Annotated in this window: 12 protein-coding genes; 8 read left to right on the top strand and 4 right to left on the bottom strand. The window is 63.3% G+C overall.

Features of this window, described 5'->3' with window-relative positions; all coding sequences use genetic code 11:
• Positions 1-836, top strand: an 836-nt coding sequence (locus tag QBJ92_RS19650; protein WP_277971376.1) for a CocE/NonD family hydrolase, incomplete at its 5' end; no start/stop codon positions are given.
• Between the two features lie 49 nt (positions 837-885).
• On the opposite strand, the gene QBJ92_RS19645 is transcribed toward QBJ92_RS19650, so the two are convergent.
• The 4 genes from QBJ92_RS19645 to QBJ92_RS19630 are packed head-to-tail and all read right to left on the bottom strand — an operon-like array spanning position 886 to position 9840.
• Positions 886-3651 (bottom strand): TonB-dependent receptor, encoded by a 2766-nt coding sequence (locus QBJ92_RS19645; RefSeq protein ID WP_277971375.1) that lies wholly within the window; start codon positions 3649-3651, stop codon positions 886-888.
• A gap of 31 nt (positions 3652-3682) precedes the next feature.
• Positions 3683-6358 carry a cellulosome protein gene (locus QBJ92_RS19640; protein ID WP_277971374.1) on the bottom strand — a complete coding sequence of 892 codons (2676 nt, stop codon included), beginning with the start codon at positions 6356-6358 and terminating at the stop codon, positions 3683-3685.
• Positions 6355-7752 (bottom strand): MFS transporter, encoded by a 1398-nt coding sequence (locus QBJ92_RS19635; protein ID WP_277971373.1) that lies wholly within the window; start codon positions 7750-7752, stop codon positions 6355-6357. Before QBJ92_RS19635 ends, QBJ92_RS19640 begins: the two co-directional genes overlap by 4 nt.
• A 45-nt stretch (positions 7753-7797) precedes the next feature.
• Complete coding sequence (locus QBJ92_RS19630) at positions 7798-9840, bottom strand: glycoside hydrolase family 31 protein (protein WP_277971372.1); 2043 nt, start codon at positions 9838-9840, stop codon at positions 7798-7800.
• A gap of 119 nt (positions 9841-9959) precedes the next feature.
• Between QBJ92_RS19630 and QBJ92_RS19625 the strand changes: the two genes are divergently transcribed.
• From QBJ92_RS19625 to QBJ92_RS19595, 7 genes are all read left to right on the top strand, one after another.
• Complete coding sequence (locus QBJ92_RS19625) at positions 9960-11006, top strand: substrate-binding domain-containing protein (protein ID WP_277971371.1); 1047 nt, start codon at positions 9960-9962, stop codon at positions 11004-11006.
• A 262-nt stretch (positions 11007-11268) separates the two neighbouring features.
• Positions 11269-12021 (top strand): NIPSNAP family protein, encoded by a 753-nt coding sequence (locus QBJ92_RS19620; RefSeq protein ID WP_277971370.1) that lies wholly within the window; start codon positions 11269-11271, stop codon positions 12019-12021.
• A 280-nt stretch (positions 12022-12301) separates the two neighbouring features.
• A complete protein-coding gene (locus tag QBJ92_RS19615; protein ID WP_277971369.1) occupies positions 12302-13432 on the top strand; it encodes an FIST signal transduction protein in 1131 nt (376 codons plus the stop codon).
• Positions 13433-13440: 8 nt separating this feature from the next.
• Positions 13441-15321, top strand: coding sequence for a putative bifunctional diguanylate cyclase/phosphodiesterase (locus QBJ92_RS19610; RefSeq protein ID WP_277971368.1), 1881 nt, complete (start codon positions 13441-13443; stop codon positions 15319-15321).
• A 22-nt stretch (positions 15322-15343) separates the two neighbouring features.
• Entirely contained in the window at positions 15344-16174 is an 831-nt protein-coding gene (locus QBJ92_RS19605; RefSeq protein WP_277971367.1) for a hypothetical protein, read from the top strand.
• Positions 16175-16273: 99 nt separating this feature from the next.
• Positions 16274-17041 (top strand): SDR family NAD(P)-dependent oxidoreductase, encoded by a 768-nt coding sequence (locus QBJ92_RS19600; protein ID WP_277971366.1) that lies wholly within the window; start codon positions 16274-16276, stop codon positions 17039-17041.
• Entirely contained in the window at positions 17038-18084 is a 1047-nt protein-coding gene (locus QBJ92_RS19595) for a glycosidase (RefSeq protein ID WP_277971365.1), read from the top strand. The genes QBJ92_RS19600 and QBJ92_RS19595 overlap by 4 nt, the downstream gene beginning before the upstream one ends.
• The last annotated feature ends 23 nt before the right edge of the window (positions 18085-18107 follow it).

Raw genomic sequence — 18107 nt, 5'->3', positions numbered from 1 at the left:
CTCTCGCCAGTCCGGACATGGCGGCACAGGAAGAGACCCTGCTGCGCTTTTTCGATTGCTATCTGAAAGACGTCCAGCCGAACCCGACGGATCGCTTGTGCAGCGCGTCCAAGTCGATCTCCTATGCCACCCTGGGGGACGGACAGTGGCAAACGGTTGGCAAATGGCCACCTCAAAACGTGAACCTCAAACGGTTCTACCTGACGCCGGACAAAGGGCTGGCATTGGGGTCGGGAACACCAACCGCACCCGCCACCTTACATTATCGCATCGATTTTGATGCGACCACTGGGCCAGCCAATCGTTGGGCAACGCAGAATGGCGGCGGAGATGTCGTCTATGACAACCGCACTGGCCAAGCCGGCAAGATGCTGTCCTTCACCAGTGCGCCGCTGACGGCGGACGCAGACGTGACGGGCCATCCGGTCGTCGCGCTCAAACTCGCTTCGGATCAACCCGACGGCGTCGTTCATGCCTATATGGAGGATGTAGCGTCCGATGGCCGGGTGACGTACCTGACCGAAGGCGTACTGCGGTTGAGCCGGAGGAAGATCAGCGCCTCGCCCCCGCCCTATTGGCAAGCTGGCCCCTTTCAGACCCTCGCACGTGCCGATTATGCGCCGATGCCGCCGGGTCGGATGGAAACCGTCTCTCTCGTGATGTTTCCGCTATCGGCGCGGATCAAGACAGGGCACCGGATCAGGGTTTCCATCAGTGGGGCCGACGCTGGTGTGTATCAGGATGTGGTGCCGCCTTGTGCGTGTGGTTTTGATGTCGGACTGGGCGGCGCAGATCCAAGCTATGTCGATGTGCCGTTCCATTTGATCGCCAGATGATTCCCGGGGGCCGGGAGGGCGAACACGTCCGCCCTCCCCCCATCGTCGACTACAGACGGAAGCGGACACCCGCCGAGATCAGGCTCGCCTCCCACCGGACGTCCCGTGGATATTCCGGCGATTTTACGTAGCTGTAGTACGGCGTTTGCAGCAGGTTGGTCGCATCCACCGTGAACGTTACCTTGTCCGTCAGATTGTAACTGGCCGACAAATCGAGACGCCCGACTGCGCCCGAATAGACGGTCGTGTACACGCCGGGGGCACCGAAACCATCGACGTTGGCACTGCGATAATTATAGGCGAGGCGCACGCTGGTCGGCCCGAGCTCGTACAGGCCGATAACGTTGAAGCTGTACTTGGACACGCCCGGCAAGGTGTTCTTACCCCCCGTGAAATTGGCGGCGGACTGGAGCGTTTGCTCGCCGTCGATGTACGTGAAGTTCGCCTGCGCACCGAACCCGCGCAACGCTCCAGGCAGGAAATCGAAGAAGGTCGTCGCTGCGGCTTCGATCCCCTTGATCTTGCCCGAGCCGGCGTTGGACGGGCGATAGACCAGAATGTCGCCGAACGGCTGCACGCTGACCACCTGCGGCAACGAATTGATGAAGCCGTTGATCTCGCGGTAGAAGCCGGCGACCGAAACCGATCCCGTCCGCGAGAAATAATATTCCAGCGAGGCATCGTAGTTGTTCGAGCGGATCGGCTGAAGCTCCGGGTTTCCGCCGTTGCCGGTATAGGAAAGGTTGCCGCCGATCGTTCCCTGCTGGACGGTCAGCGTCGGGTTGATCTGATTGAAGCCTGGCCGGCTGAGCGCTTCGGTGCGCGACAGGCGCAACTTCAATCGGTCGGTGAAGTGCAACTGCGCACTGATGTTCGGCAGGATGTCGATATACTGCTGTGAGGAGTCGATCGGTACCAATGCCGTGCCGGTCGCGGTCGGAATGGAGTTGGTGCCGTTCAGCTTGTTGCGCGTGATGATGACGCGCGAACCGATCGCGCCGTCGATCGGAATGCCGATATCGAAGGCGTATTTGACCTGTGCGTAGCTGGTGAACACCTGCTCGCGTGCCTTGAACGCGGACAGCGGATTGAGCATCGGCCGCCCCGACGCCCATGTCGCCTGCGTTCCGGCATCCGCGTTGGAGCGGACCAGCGCATCACGCACATAGTCGCGCACGTCGTTGATACGGTTGTTCAAAATGTTCGAATTGGGGGCGAACCACGACCGGAACTGCTGAACGTCGTCGTTATGAAATCCCGGTTCGATGACCGCCCCGTCCGAGACTCCCGGCACGCGCGAAATCGGGTCGCGCAGACTGGCAAGCGATGCGTACCGATCGCCATAGACCGAACTGGCGGTGCGGTCGGCGTAGCGTAGGCCGAACTGGAACTTGGGGAACAGCGACGAGCCGGTGTCGAGCGCAATGTTGCCCTGCCATTGCCACTGTTGGCCTTCCGAACGCTGGCGGTTCTCGTACAGACCCCGCATGTAGTAACTCGCCGGATTGGCGAAATCGACGCCGCTCGGGGTGAAGTCGACACTGCGTTGTGCGTTCAGCCGCACCGCCAGCGACAGCGGATTGGCGAGTTGCGTCTGGAACTCATAATAGGTGTTGTCGACGATCGACTTTGTATAGGCGAGATCGCTGGTGATGACGGCGTTGCCGATATCCCACTTCGTACCAAGCGCGCCCTGGAACGTGTCGGTGTTGTTACGGCCTGCCTGTTTCGTCGGTCCGTTGACGATACCGAGATCGGTATCGAACGACGCAAGCGTCGTGCCGTCCGGCGTCAACACGGCGTTGCGGATCGTCGGAGGGGTTCCCCCGGTGGTGCTGGACTGGATCGGCACGCCGAAGAAGTCGTTGGCAGTCTTGTTGCGATAGGCGAGCCACAGACCGTCGGCGTAGAACGTCAGGTTGTCGGCGGGCTTCCATTGCAACGAACCGTTGACCGAAGGCCGCTGACGGGTTCCGCGACCGTAGAACAGCCCGATATCCTGCGGAAAGGTGAAGTTGCGGCCGACCGATGCTGGCAGGACCTGCTGCGCCGCGGGGACGTTATCCTGAAAGCCCTGATAGCGGACCGAGTTGAGGTACCGCGTCTGGGTGAAGGACACGTTCACCAACGCGCCGATCTCGCCAATCCCGGTCTGCCAGCGGTTGCTGATGAGCAAGCTGCCGATCGGATCCACTTTTCGGGATTCGGTGTTGTAGACGCCGCGCGCGGCGCCAGCGAGCTGGAAGCCCTTGAAGTCGAATGGACGCCGCAGGCCGACGTCGATCAGACCGGCGATCCCGCCTTCCAGATTGTCTGCGGTCGTCGCCTTGTAGACCTCGACGCGCGACAGCGCCTGCGCCGGGAAATCTTGGATCGAAACGGAACGACCGTCGGCAGTGAAGATCTCGCGCCCCTGCACCGTCGTCTGCACGTTGGGCAGTCCGCGGATCAGCACGCCATTGGCCTCGTCGAGATAGCGCGTCACCTGCACGCCGGTGATCCGCGCGATTGCCTCCGAGGCGTTGTTGTCCGGGAACTTGCCGATATCCTCGGCGACCAGCGCATCGACGATCGCGTCGGAGTTGCGCTTGATGTTCTGCGCGCTGCTCAAGCTTCGGCGAAGACCCGTGACGACGATATCGTCCGCCGCCACCCCGTCAGCGGTTGCGGTTGCCGGGGGCACCGGAGTGCCGTCGGTCCCGGCTTCGGGCTGAACGGGCTGCTGTTGCTGCTGTGCAAAGGCGGGGCCAGCCGCTGCGAGGATCATCAGCGTCGCGGTGGATGCCGAAAGACGTGCGAGTGCTTTGATGTTCATGTTCTTTCCTCCCTTGGATTTTATGTTTGGTTTATTTGGCCGGTGTCGTGGCGATGCCCGGCAATCGCGTGACGGTGATCCGATCGATGTTGGGGGCGTATTTCGAGCGGAGCAGCACTTGCGGCCACACTTGCGAGGCGTAGGTCTTGCCGTCCCAGTCGGGCTGTTCCTCGCCTGCGATGCGGATTGCATTGGTGCCCGCCCGCAGCGTCACCGGGACCGTCATCTCCCACCAATTGTTGCGGTGGAAGCTGTTGGGGAACGTCGCCAGAACCGGTGCGGCGCCGTTGACCGAGATGCGCGCGATCCGTGCGAGCGGGTCGGGATTGTAATGCGTGGCCTTGGACTGCTCGTCGTTCGAGAAGCGGATCGTCAGCGCGTAATCGCCGGCCGTATCAACCGTGACCGCCGGGAAGGTCAGCGTGTTGCCGTTGCCCGGTGCGCCGCCGATGTCGAACACAGCCTGTCCGCCCCTCGCCAGCGATGCCGCAGTGACCCGGGCGGTGCCAGCAACTTTCGCCGCTTCGGCTTCATAGGTCCGGCCAGTGCCCGCCGACAATTCGGTTACGCGGAGGCGTTGGACCGACGACGCGCCGGAAACCACGACCTTGTTGATCCCACCGAGCAGGAACGCATCCGCGACGCCGCCGCCCGCTAGATCGCGTCCGTTGACTTGCAGCGCAGGTTTGTCGCCACCGTCCAACGCAAGCCGAGCCAGCCCATCCTGTGCGGCATAGACCCAGAACGTCAGCTTACCGTCTTTCGCCGTCGCATCGACACCGTCGTAAACGGTCGCCTGCCCCGCGGTTGGGGCGGTCGCGAGCGTGATGCGATCGACCAGCGCGTTGCCGATCGTCCGCCGCCGTCCATCGAGGCTCTTCGTCGCCAGCGTCAGCACATGACGCCCGCGCTTAAGCGGAATTACCGTATCGACATGGTCGAGCACCGACGGCTTGTAGCCAAGCGGCAGGAACAGTTCGCCTTCGCCCGCCGCCCTGCCATCGATGCGCAGGAAGACGTTGGTCGGCCCCTGCGTCTCAGCCTTGGGGTCCTTGTTGAAGGTGCTCGCAAGGATCCGCAGGGCGTAGCGTCCGTCCGCCGGCACATCGACCGCGAAGTCGAGCGCGGCATCGTTGCCGGTCGCGATCCCTTCGACTGAATAGCCGCCGGAGGTGTAGAACCGATCCACGGCCTTTGGAGACCCTTCCGGACCGCGCACCTTCAGTCCAGTGCCGCGCCGGGTCGCCTTCTCGGCTTCATAATCCTGTCGCCATCCAATCGTCGGGGCGTCGGCTCGTGCGTCGCCCCTGCCAGGCGTGAGTACGACCTCATACGCCGCTTCCTCGTGCAGCGCCGGTAGCGTTCCATCCCCGAAAGCGAGGCTTACCGCACCGCCGTCAATCGCCACGCTGCGATCCGCGACCAACTCCGGCGGGCGCGCATCGCCGAGCGGCCCGGTCCAGCCGATCTGGCGGACACGCACTCGCGCCGTCGTGCCGAACCACGCCGGCACCTTGGCAAGCGATACCTTCGCCGCGCCGGTCTTGCCGCCGAACAGCAACCGCATCTGCCGCCGCGCCGGGTCAAGCGTGGCGACACCTTGGAGCGTGTAGCTTTCATCCGGGTGCGGCGGGGTGACGGCGAGGCTGTGCCCGCTCATCGTCGCATAGCTGTTGAGCAGCCACCACTGGCCGTTGCCCCGGTTTGCCTGGACGGCAGAGTCGCTCAGATTGCCGTCGATGTTCCAATACGCAATGTCCGCGTCGATCTTCGAATCCTCGATCGCGGCAATCCACTGGACCATCTGGCCGGGGACGGAGGTGTGATAATTATACGCATATTCGTTGACGTTGATCGGCAGACGCCGCCCCTGCCAGCGCGTGCCCGCAAAGATCTTGTCTTCCCAGCTCCGATACTTCCGCACGCTGGTGCGCACGGTCGCGGGGTTGCTCAGTTCGTGCCACGTCACGACGTCCGGCACCGTATTTTGCGCAACCGTGTGTTTCAGGAACCCCTCGACCTCGTCGTAGAGGATGCTGGTGTTCGGACCTGCGATACGGGCACCGGGAACAATTTGACGGATCAGCCGATAGGCACGGTCCCATGCATCGAAGAACACGGTCGGATTGGTCTGCCACTTGATCCCGTTGCAGCTCTTGGGTCCATCCCCGAACATGTTCCCCTCGGGCTCGTTGAAGGGAGCGAAGACGATCCGGTCGCGGTAGCGCGGCGCCATGCCGCGCACCTGTTGCGCCTGTGCTCGCAGTTTCTCGAGATAAGCGGTGACCGATTGCGCGCAGTCACCGGTCTTCCAATTGTAGGGAAACTCGCGGTTGATGTCGGTCATGTAGATGTAGGTGTCGCCACCTGAAGCGTCGGTCAGCAGCGTCGAGACTTCCAGCGCGTCCGCGCCGGGATGCTGCGGCCCGTCCTGCGCCTTTGTCGACACGGTGCGCAGTGCAATCCCCTCGATGAGATTGGGTTGCGGCAGCCGGGCATCGTACAGGCCATACAGCGTGCCCGAGGCGCCGCCGTGGAACGGCCCGGTATCGCTGCCGAGATCGACCGTCAGTTGCTCAGGCGCGGTTTGTGCAACGCCTGGTACGGCAGCGGAGCCTAGCAAAGCCGCGATGAGCAGTTTGACGGTGGGGCGGGATCGCGAGGAGGCCATGTCGGGAAAGTCCGCTGTGGAGAGGGAAAAGGTCATGCCGCGCGTGCCGCGGTCATGCGGTCAATCGTCGCTCGGCTGAGGATCAGGCGGCTCGCGGTCAGCGCGAGCGCGAGGTGCAGCAGGCCGGGGATGACGGTGGAGAGCAGGCGGATCCCTGTCAGCGAAGAAGGCGTCTGGTTGCCTGCCCCCGCCTTGTACGACACGATCACCAGCACACCGCTGATCAGCGCGCCCGCCAGCGCCCACGCGAGCTTTACGAAGAACTGGTTGAACGCGAAGCTCATCCCCGACGACCGCATGCCGAGCTTCCACTCGCCATATTGGTCGGCCAGCTGGATCAGCGTGAAGTGCAACGGCAGCGTGCAGCCCAACACCGTGCAGCACAGCCCGACCAGGACCAGCCAAAGCATCGGGTAGCTACCCGGCACGAAATACGCGCCGAAATGCCCTACGACGAGCAATAGATTGACCCAGACGTACACCGTCTTGACGTCGAAGCGGCGGGTGAAGGCCTGCACGACGATCGACCCGAGCAAGCCGCCCGCGGTGGCGGTGCCGAAGAACAACGCCTGATAGGTGGCATCGCCGCTCAGGACATAGGTAATGAAATAGAGCGCGGCGCCGCCCTTGGTGTTGAAGATGCCAATCAGAAGCAGCGTCATCAGGAAAGTCAGACGAAGTTGGTCGTTCTTGAGCGTGTTGGCGATCGCGACGCGAAGGGGCGGCTCCTCGGCGCCGGTTTCCGGCACACGCTCGCGCACGAACAGGAAGCAGATCAGGAACATCGCCACCGCGGCCAGCGACAGGATCGCCACGCCGTCGCGGTATCCGCGCGCGACGTCCCCACCGCCGAGCTGCCGCACCATGATCGGAAGCCCGACCGAAACCGCGAATGATGCCACCGCGACCATCGCGAACCGCACCGACTGGCACGACACGCCCTCGCGCGCGCTATCGGTCATGCGTGTGATGAGCGCACAATAGGGCACGTTGTTGAGCGAATAGAATAGTGCGAGCAGGAAATAGGTCGCGGCGGCATAAGCGACCTTGCCGTCATAGCCGAAGTTCGGGGACTGGAAGGTCAGGAAGCAACTGAGGCCTACCGGGATCGCCGTCCACAACAGATAGGGGCGGAACTTGCCCCAGCGCGTTTGCGTCCGGTCCGCCATGATGCCGATAAGCGGGTCAGAAACCGCATCGAACACGCGCAACGACAGGAACAGGATCCCGACGATGCCCGGGGCGAGCCCGAACACGTCGGTGTAATAGAAGGTCAGGAAATTGGCGATCAGCCCGGTGATGATCGTGCCGCCAGCGTCGCCAAAGCCGTAACAGACCTTCTCGAAGAACGGCACGCGCTCCACGGGTGTGGTCGCAAGCGGTACGATCCCGCTCCCTCCGCCATCCTGCGCTAACGCTGTCACTGCCATTCTTCCTCTCCAATCATCGGCCGCTTTGCGCGTGTCCGGTCAATTTCAGGCGTTGGCGAAGGCCGCCGCCACTGCCGCACCCGCGCGGACGAACACTGGAATTCGGTGCGATGGTGCCGGGCACGGGACGGTCTCCCCGCCGGCACGAGCTTCGCCGGTCCAAGCATCCACCCAATCGCCGGCCGGCAACCAGACGTCGCGCTCGGTCACGCCCGCGGCGAGGATCGGCGCGACCAGAAGATCCGGCCCGAACATATACTGGTCGTCCAGCGCCCATGAGCGTTCGTCGCCCGGGTGATCGTAGAACATCGGCCGCATCAACGGGTCGCCGTGCGCATGGGCCTCAGCCATCAATCCTGCAACGTAAGGGCGCAATCGTTCGCGCAGGGCGGCGTAGCGGCTAAGGACCTGATAGACCGGCTCGCCGAAGCTCCACAGTTCGTTGCCGGCACCCGTGTCACATTGCGCCACGCCGTCGCGGAACGGCTCGGCTGGCGGTGTGATCGGGTCGCGGTGGCCGTGCATGCGCAGGACCGGCGTGAACACCGCCCATTGGAACCAGCGCACCATCAACTCATGAAAGGCAGGGTCTTCGACATTCCCGCCGTGGAAACCCCCAATATCTGTCGTCCACCACGGAATGCCGGCCATCCCCATGTTCAGCCCGGCGCTCAACTGGTTGCGCATCGCGTCGAACGAGCTGTGGATGTCGCCCGACCAGACCAGCGCCCCGTACCGCTGGCTTCCCGCCCAAGCGCAGCGGATCAAGCTGACCACCTCGCGCGCGCCCTCGCCGCGCATACCGTCCGCCACTGCCTGGGCAAAGTGCAGCGGATAAGCGTTCCCGACCGCCAGCACTTCGCCCGCGTGATACCGATAATTGTCGTAATCGTAGGCGCCATATTCGGGTTCGGCTTCGTCCAGCCAGAACAGGCCGACGCCGTTGTCGAGATAGTTGCGCTTCAGCCGATCCCATAGGAACGCCCGCGCGCCCGGGTGCGTCGGATCGATGAAGCGCGTGTTGCCGAGAAATTCCTGCTGCACGTCAATGCCGCGCTTGGTCCGGACGAGATAGCCCTTCTCGGCCATCTCCGCGTAATTCTCCGACCGCGGATCGACCGTGGGCCAGACCGAGACCAGCAGTTCCGTGCCCATCGCCTTCAATTCGGCGGTCATCGCAGCAGGATCTGGCCATTCGCGCGGATCGAACCGCCAATCGCCCTGAACCGGCCAATGAAAGAAGTCCGCGACGATGACCGCGAGCGGGATCCCGCGATCGCGATATTGGCGGGCGACCGCGAGCAGTTCGTCCTGTGTGCGGTAGCGCAGCTTGCTTTGCCACAAGCCGAGCGCAAAATCCGGCATGGTCGGCACGGTGCCCGTAACCATGGCGTAATTGCGGACCAACTGGGCGGGTGTATCGGCCGCCGTGATCCAGTAATCCATTTCGCGCGCTGCTTGCGACGTCCAGGTGGCGCCATTGGCGGCGAAATTCACGTCTCCGATCGCGGGGCTGTTCCACAGCAGGCCGTAGCCCTCGCTGGACACGACAAAAGGCACGCTGGCTTGCGAATTGCGTTGCGCCAGTTCCAGCGAACAGCCCGCAAGATCGAGATTGGGCTGCTGATACTGCCCCATGCCAAAAAGACGCTCGCCCGGTTTCGCCTCGAACCGGACAGTGATGCGCGACACCTCCCCGGACACTGGCTTGAACTCCCGACCGGCAATGCCGAGCGCACTGATCATCCGGACGTCTTCGGTACCGACCGTCCAGAATTTCGTGACGGTGTCGCGCTGCCGCCATTTCTCTTCGAGCAGCAATCGTCCGTCCGCATCGAGAAACCGCACGCGTCCCTGGAGGTCCACTTCCGCGACGATGCGACCGTTCTCGATCCGTGCGACGGCACCGTTCCGGGAAATGACGGGCGCGGAACTGGCGACTTCAAGCAGCGCGCCAGGGCTGGCCGGGCGCTCGGAATGGGCGGACGCGCGCACGCGCAGGCCGTCGACGCCATACGCCTCGATCCGCAGCCAGACCCCGTCATAAGTCCATGCTATCGCCCGCGATTCAAGAATCAACGTATCCAAACAACCATCCTCCGAGTCGTCTTAAGCGCGACCGTAAACGTTTTCGGGAGCGTTTTGGTCGTTCGCCTTCCAGCTGTCAATCCGCTTGCGTAAAGTCGGCGCAAGCCCAATTGAGAGGCATGGATATCCGTTCTCTTGCGACGCACCTCGGCCTGTCGATCGGCACGGTTTCCCGTGCGCTCAACGACCGCAAGGACGTGAACCCGCAGACACGCCAGCGCGTGATCGAGGCAGCGAACACGCTCGGCTACACGCCCAACCAGTCCGGACGAACGCTACGCAGCGGGCGTACCGGAACGGTCGGCTTCATGCTTACGCTTGAGCACGACAGCGCGGTTCATGGCGAACCGTTCTTCATGGCCTTGTGGGAAGGCGTGCAAAGCGGTTTGGCGGAACACGGACTGGATCTGGCCGTCCTGCTGGCGCGGAAAGGAGAAGATTCGTTCACGTTCCTGCGCCGCCACGTTTCGCGCGGAACCGTGGATGCCTGGTTGCTGTCGGCAACGCAGGTTCACGACGAGCGCATCGCCTTGCTGCAGAAACAGAACATTCCCTTCGTGGCGCTCGGTCGATCGGAAACGGAGCGACCGTTCACCTCGATCGATCTCGACTTCGAAACCGTTGTCAGCGAGGCGATCGCGCTGTTCGTGGCAAACGGCCATCGCCGGATCGGTCTGGTCGCTCCGCCCGCCACGATTAACAACAGCCAGATCGTCATCGCCTGCTACGCAGCGGCGATCAAAGCGGCTGGGATCGCGTGGGACCCAGTGCTGATCCATACCGGTGACACTGACGAGAGCGACGGCGAGTTCGCCGCCCGCGAGTTGATGATGTTGCCCGACCGGCCGACCGCCTTGCTGCTGATGGGGGAGACCGCGCCGGTGGGCGCGTATCGCGCGCTTCGGGCGATGGGGCTGGAGCCCGGGCAGGACATTGCCGTGATCGGGCTGCGCGACAATCCGGCATGCCGCAGCCTGTTGCCGGAACTTACCTGTTTCACCCTGGACCTGGAGGCGCTTGGACTGGCGCTCGCCGATGCGGTCGTTGAGACATTGGCGGGGCACGGCAAGGCAGAGGTTTTACACTCCCAGCGACGCTGGCCGATGCAGCTGCTTCGGGCGAGGAGCCATACCATAGGCGGCGTCGAACCGGAGGACGGTCGATAGAACACCCGCGCTCTTCTTTTCAGCCGCACAGCGCCCATCCGTGCCCTGCGTTCCTGACAATCAAGGGGACGGATCGCGATGCGCCTAAGAGTATGACCCTTTTTCCTCTGGTTCGACCATCTGCGGTCCACTCTCGGCGCCGGGTTGACGATCGTTGCCGCATCGGGTTCCTACCTGGAAACGCGACTCCGGGGAGAATAGGATGCCGTACTCGATTGACCGACGGTCCCTGCTTGCGGGGGCGGTCGTGAGTGGCGTGACCATGGCCAGCACTGCGGCCCGAGCGGAGCCCGTCAACGCCACGATGACCCGGGACGTTTACGAGCTTCGAACCTATCACCTGGTGAATGGCACGATGCGGATCCGGCTGGACGCCTATTTGAAAGATGCCTTGATCCCGGCTGCGCGACGCGCGGGTTGTGGACCCGTCGGGGTATTCACCGTCAGCATCGGCCCGGGAAGTCCGAGCGTCCTCGTTCTCCTTTCTCATCGCTCGATCGCCGACTTCCTCGCCCTGCCCGACAAGCTGGCTACCGATCCAACCTATGCGAGCGACGCCGAGCCCTTCTCCAACGCCACGCCGGAAGGGCCTCCGTACAGGGCGTTGGACGTCAAGCTGATGGAAGCGTTTCCCCATTTTCCCCACGTCGAAATTCCAGACGCCACGAGGAACAACGCAGCGCGGATCTTCGAACTCAGGACGTATTTCAGCCACAACAACAAGGCCGGGACGACCAAGATCGGCATGTTCGACACCGGTGGCGAGATCGATATCTTCCGTCGTACCGGACTGAAGCCAGTTTTCTTCGCGAAGGACCTGACCGGGGCCCGCCTGCCGAGCCTGACGTACCTACTGACCTTTCCGGATCTCGCCACGCGCGAACGGAATTGGGGGATTTTCGGTAAGGACCCTGCGTGGCAGCGTCTCATTGCGACTCCGGGATTGACCGATCCGGAAATTACGACCGGAATCGACAACATGATCCTGTCCCCCGCGCCTTATTCGCAAATCTGAGCACGTCGCCGCCGTCGCAATCTTCATACCAGACCGGACGCATCCGAGCGGTGGTCCGGCGCCATGCGTTTTCGCCGAGCATTGCCACGGCGCGTTTGCCCGCGCCCCTGCAAAGCAGTGTACCTTCCGCGGCCGGATTTTCGTCAAGCCGGTGCGGGGAAGCGCTTCAACCGGCGCCACGGCGTTCTATACGGGTTTGCCCTTAGTGCCCTGCCAATGAAGCCGAAACGAATGGAACGCTAAAGGATCGCCTTACCGGTTTCTTCTGAGGACTTTGGCTGTGTGGTCCAAGCGTATCAACGGTGGCAACCCGACCGAGACGTTTCCGGCAAGTCCCGATCTGGTGATCGTCTTCGCACCAACCGGGCGCTTTGCCGACACCGGGTTCAGGGACGATCTGGTTCACCGTTACCACGACGCCTTCCTGATCGGCTGCAGTTCGGGAACCATGGTCGAGGACAATCGGCTCGATGACGACGCGGTCGTCATCCTCGGCATGGGCTTCGCGAAGACGAGGCTCAAATTGGCCGTTCAGCCACTTCCCTCTCCGGATTGCTCGTTTGCAACGGGTGTCGCGCTTGCGCAGGAACTTGCGGACGAGACGTTGTCGGGGATCTTCGTCCTGTCCAGCGGCTTGAACGTCAACGGCAGCGCCTTGGTCGCCGGTTTGCGCAGTGGGGTCGGAGACGGCGTTGCCCTGAGCGGCGGTCTGGCGGGCGATGGGCCGCGCTTTGCTGACACGCGGGTCCTGGCGCGTGGAGAATGTCTTTCGAACGGGGTGGCCGCCGTGGGCTTCTACGGCGAGCATGTCCGGTTTGCGCACGGCAGCGCCGGAGAATGGCAGCCCTTCGGGCCCGTTCGGACGATCAGCGACGCGAACGAATCGGAAGTGGGCGGACTCGACCACGAACCCGCACTTGCGCTGTACGAACGCTATCTCGGTGAGGAAGCAGAGAATTTACCTGCATCCGGGTTGCTGTATCCGCTCGAAATCTGGGATCCTGTGAGACCCGACGACCGCGTGGTCCGCACGCTCCTCGCCATCGATCGCGACAAGGGCACGCTGACCTTTGCGGGCGACATGCCGCAGGGGTGGAAGGCGCGGCTGATGCGCGGGATCTTCGACGATCTGGTCGGGGGCGCATCGACTGCGGCGCAGCATGCCGCCGATCACGCCGGAACGTGGGGAGTTGCTCCCTCGGCTTGCCTGGCGATCAGTTGTGTCGGACGCCGGTTGCTGATGGGCCAGCGTACCGAAGAGGAGATCATGGCGGTCTCGGCTGTGGTCGGGTCCGACATCGCGCTTGCCGGCTTCTATTCCTATGGCGAAATCGCGCCACAGAATGTGACCGGGGTGCCGTGCCTCCACAACCAGACGATGACGATCACGCTGATCGGCGAGTGCGAATGACACCTTCGATGGCAACCATCGATCCTCGACCGTCGCCGTTGCACCAGACCCTGGCGCGACAGGTTCAGCGGGCCCGGCTTCCCGATGGTGGTGTGGACGTCGATCGGCTGCTCGCGCTTGTCTCCGAAACCTATGCGGAAACCGATGTCGATCGGCGGCGAACCGACCGCGCGAACCGGCTAATGGCGGAAGAACTGGAAGAAGCGCTGTCGAAAAGCGCGCTCCAGAACGTCCGTTTCAAGGCTGCGCTCGACAATATGAATCAGGGGCTTGCGCTCTTTGACCCGGCCGGGCGGCTGGTTCTCACCAATCAGCGCTTCCTCGACATCTATCGCCTGAGCGAAGCGCCCGCTGGACTGACGCTGGATCAGACACTTGAGCGCAGCCCCTGCCTTTCGATCGGTACGCCGACCGCGCAGCGCCGTTTGATCCGCGAGTATCACGATATCGCATCCGATCCCGGCGCGAAGATCGAACAGCGCTGGCCGGACGGACGGACGATCACGATCGAGCGCAACCAGTTGGTAGATGGCGGTTTTCTCGACACGGTTGCCGACGTTACCGAGGCCCGCAACGCGTCGGCGCAGATCGCGCATCTTGCGCGACACGACGCGCTGACCGATCTGCCCAACAGGACACTCCTCCACGAACGACTGGCGGAGATGATGCGCAATGCCCGCCGCGGCGATCGGTGCGCGATGCTGTGCCTGGACCTCGATCGGTTCAAACTCGTCAACGACACGTTGGGACACCCGGTTGGCGATGCCCTGCTGGTTGCGGTTGCAGACCGGCTCGTGGCATTGGTGCGTCCACACGACGTCGTGGCCCGTCTCGGCGGCGACGAGTTTTCGATCCTCGTGCAACATGTTACGTCTGATCGCGTGGTGAAGCAGCTGTGTCGGCGCATCATCGAAACCTTGACGCAGCCGTTCGAAATCGCCGGCCACCACATCCAGATCGGCGCGAGCGTCGGCGTCGCGATGGGTACGGTCGAGGCGCTCGACCCGGACACGATGCTCCGCGATGCTGACCTCGCCTTGTATCGTGCGAAACGGGACGGACGCGGAAATTACCGCTTCTATACCCCGGACATGCACGTCTTCGCGACGCGCCGCCGTGAGCTCGAGATCGAGTTGCGGCGCGCCTTGAATTCCAACGAATTCGAGGTCCATTATCAACCGCAAATCAATATCGAGACGCAGACCGTCGTTGGTTTCGAGGCACTTGCGCGCTGGTACCATCCCGAACGGGGGGTCATTACCCCCGGCGAATTCATCAGCGTTTGTGAAGAGATCGGACTGATCGGCGCCGTTGGCGAGGTCATTCTGATGCGGTCGTGTCACGACGCCGCGTGCTGGCCGGAAAACGTCAAGATCGCCGTCAATTTGTCGGCGGTTCAGTTCAAGTCGGGCACCCTGCCCGCGCTGGTCGCGCGCGCGCTACGCGTCAGCGGGCTTGATCCCCGGCGCCTCGAACTCGAGATTACCGAAAGCGTGATGCTCGAGGACACCGCCAGCGTCATCACGCAATTGAAGGAAATCAAGCGCTTGGGCGTGCTGATCTCGCTCGACGATTTCGGGACCGGCTATTCGTCGCTCAGCCACATCCGGAATTTCCCGTTCGATCGGGTCAAGATCGACCAGTCGTTCGTGCGCGAGCTCGGCACCAACAGCGACAGTCTTGCGATCGTCCGTGCGGTGACCGGTTTGTGCAGCAGCCTGGGGATCATGTCGATTGCCGAGGGGGTGGAGACGCTGGATCAATTGAATATTCTGGCGGCGGAGAAGTGCGACAGCGCGCAGGGATATTATTACAGCCGCCCCGTGCCGCTTGCCGAGACCGGTCCGTTCGTGTCGCGGATGGCGGCACTCCACTCCGTAGCGGCCTGAGAAAGCGCAATATTCTAGCCCCTTGCCAACCGTTCCCTTTTCGTTCTATACTTGCTGTAGAGACAGGCGATCCTGCGGAGGTTGGCGGCATATGGCGTTCGATATCGCAAGCTTGAGGAACAAAGCCTCGGAGTATCGGGGCGATCCGATGCGCGTTTTGCGCGATGCCGTGACGGGATCCGGGGTCCTCCAGAAGCTTGGTTTGGTGTTGATCCCGCTGTGGCTCACGCCGTCTCGCTATCGTACGTATCTGCAATCGCATGGGAAATTCGGGCGCATTGAAATTGGGGTGGCAGCCGGTCTGTGGGTCGCTGCGATGAACGTGATGCTGTCTCCGGCGGTCAAGATCGTCGAGGCGGCCTTGACCCGCATGGGAACTGCCGCCGGATATTGGGATGCCGCCTTCACCACCGCTGGCGCCCCGATGGTGTTAGCGGCTTGTTCTTGCATCCTTTTCCTGGGGATCGCCGCGATGCGGGCGGCGGTCAGCTGGATCGCCTTCGGCATCGACCGGACGATTGGCGATGGAACCGTCGACCCGCCCCCGTTCGGCTATTACGCGGTGCAAACGGCGGGCGAGATTTGCGTCGTTTCGGTGCTGATATGCGCGCTGTTTTACGCCGTCCGACCGCTGAATGCGCCCGTTTGGACGTGGTTTGCCGCAGAAGGCGCCGCACAAACGTCGACTATTCTCGTTCTCGCCGCCGTCATCTTCGGGTGCACCCATATCAAGCGGCAGACGCAGGCGATCGCTGCGACGGAAATCTATGGCGGGGTCTGGAAGGCGATCGCTTATGACCTGGGAATTCCCATGACGGCTTTGCTCGCGCTGTGGCTGCTGTCGACGGCGTGAGGGGAACCGCCGCACCCCTCCCAACATGACAAAGTTGAGAATTGATCGGACGGACCCGCGCGGCGATAGGATTGCATCGGGTGCGAAGAGGACGATGCAATGACGATCGGTCGATGCGTATTGGTAAGTGGCGGAGAAAGCGGGATTGGTGCGGCGTGCGCGATTGCGTTCGGCGCGTTGGGCGACAGGGTGGCGGTGCTGTTCCACGACACCGGGAACGACGGCAGCGACACCGTTGCGAAGGTCAAGGCGGCGGGCGGGGATGCGATTGCGATCCAGTGCAACGTCGGCGACGAAGCGTCGGTCGAGGCGGCGTTCGCGGCAGCCGAGCAGGCGTTCGGCCTGGTGCGCGTGCTGGTCAATTCCGCCGGGATCAACATGGCGGGCGTGCCCGTCCGGCAGATGACGATGGCACAGTGGCAGCGCATGCTCGACACCGACCTGACCGGCGCCTTCCTCACCTCGCGCCGGTTCGTCCGCGACCGGCCCGCCAACAGCCCGGGTGTGATCATCCATATCTCGTCGATCCACGCCTATGCGGTGCGGGCCGGGGGCGCGGATTATTGCGCGGCGAAAGGCGGGCTGACCAACCTGATCGAGACGCTCGCGATCGAGGAGGCCCCCAACGGCATTCGCGTCAACGCGATCGAGCCGGGGATGATCCTGACGCCGATGAACGAACGCGCCAGCACCGATGCGGCGTACCGACAAACGCTCGAACGCAACATTCCGATGGATCGCGCGGGGCGGCCCGAGGAGGTCGGCGATCTCGCGGTGTTCCTCGCCTCCGACAAGGCATCCTACATCACGGGCGCACGGATCGTGATCGACGGTGGCCTGTCGCTGATGCAGGCGCTCGGCGCATGACCAATGCTCCGCGCGCGAAGCCCATGTCCGCAGCGGCGGCGACCAACCAGACCGAGATCGCCCCCGGCGTGCCGGTCGTCCGGTCGCAGCTGCCCGGCGACAGCGTCAGTGGCGACCGCAAGGTGATGGTATATCCGTCGTCCGGTGCCGTCGACTTCAACGTTCACGAACTGCAGGACATCCATCTCACCGGGCCGGACCGCCTGATGGCGCGCGACCTGATGAGCCCGTATGTCTGGCTGGAACCGGACGGGCGGTTCGGGATCATGGTCCGTGCGGTGACGCGTCCGGGCGAACCGATGACCGACACCGGGATCATCTGGGCGGGCTGGAGCGACGACGGCGTCCACTTCGCGATGCTCGATCACCCCTCGATCCTGCCCGGTAGCGCTGGCGAGAAGGACGCGGGCGGGGTGGAAGATCCGACCGTCGTGAAAATGGCGGACGGCAGCTACGTCGTCTATTACACCGGCGTCGAAGCCGACATGGCGCATGGCGAGATGTTCTATGCGGTCGGGCCGAGCGTCGACGCGCTGGCGAAGGCGGGCGTCGCGCTGGCGTCGACCAAGTCGCTCGGCAACACCAAGGAAGCGACGGTCGACCGCGAGAAGGACGGGCGCTGGAGCCTGTTCTACGAATATGCCGCAGACGAGGCGAGCCGGGTCGGCCTCGCGATCGGCGCGAAGGTGGATGGGCCGTGGGACGAGCAGCCGACACCGTTCATGCCGCGCGAGAACGGGTGGGACAATTGGCACCTGTCGACCGGCCCGATGCTGCTCGACGACCCCGAGATGCCGGTGATGTTCTATAACGGCGCGACGCACGATGCGCGGTGGCGGATCGGCTGGGTGGCGTTCGACCGGGAACTGACTCGCGTCGTGGACCGCTGCATCGAGCCGCTGATCACCCCGCCGCCGGTGGCGGATCGTGAGGCGAGCGACATCGCCTTTGCCGCCTCGGTCACCAGTCGCAACGGTGAGATCTGGCTGTACTATTCGCTCGAGGATCGGCGTCTTTCGAGAGCGCGACTGCGGCGGAGCTGAACGCGTCCTGCGATACGGTGACG

The organism is Sphingomonas echinoides (genome assembly GCF_029623395.1).
GTDB classification, from domain to species: Bacteria; Pseudomonadota; Alphaproteobacteria; order Sphingomonadales; family Sphingomonadaceae; genus Sphingomonas; species Sphingomonas echinoides_A.
The sequence above is the reverse complement of the archived record's forward strand: the minus strand, read 5'-3'. Positions and strand labels throughout refer to the sequence as shown.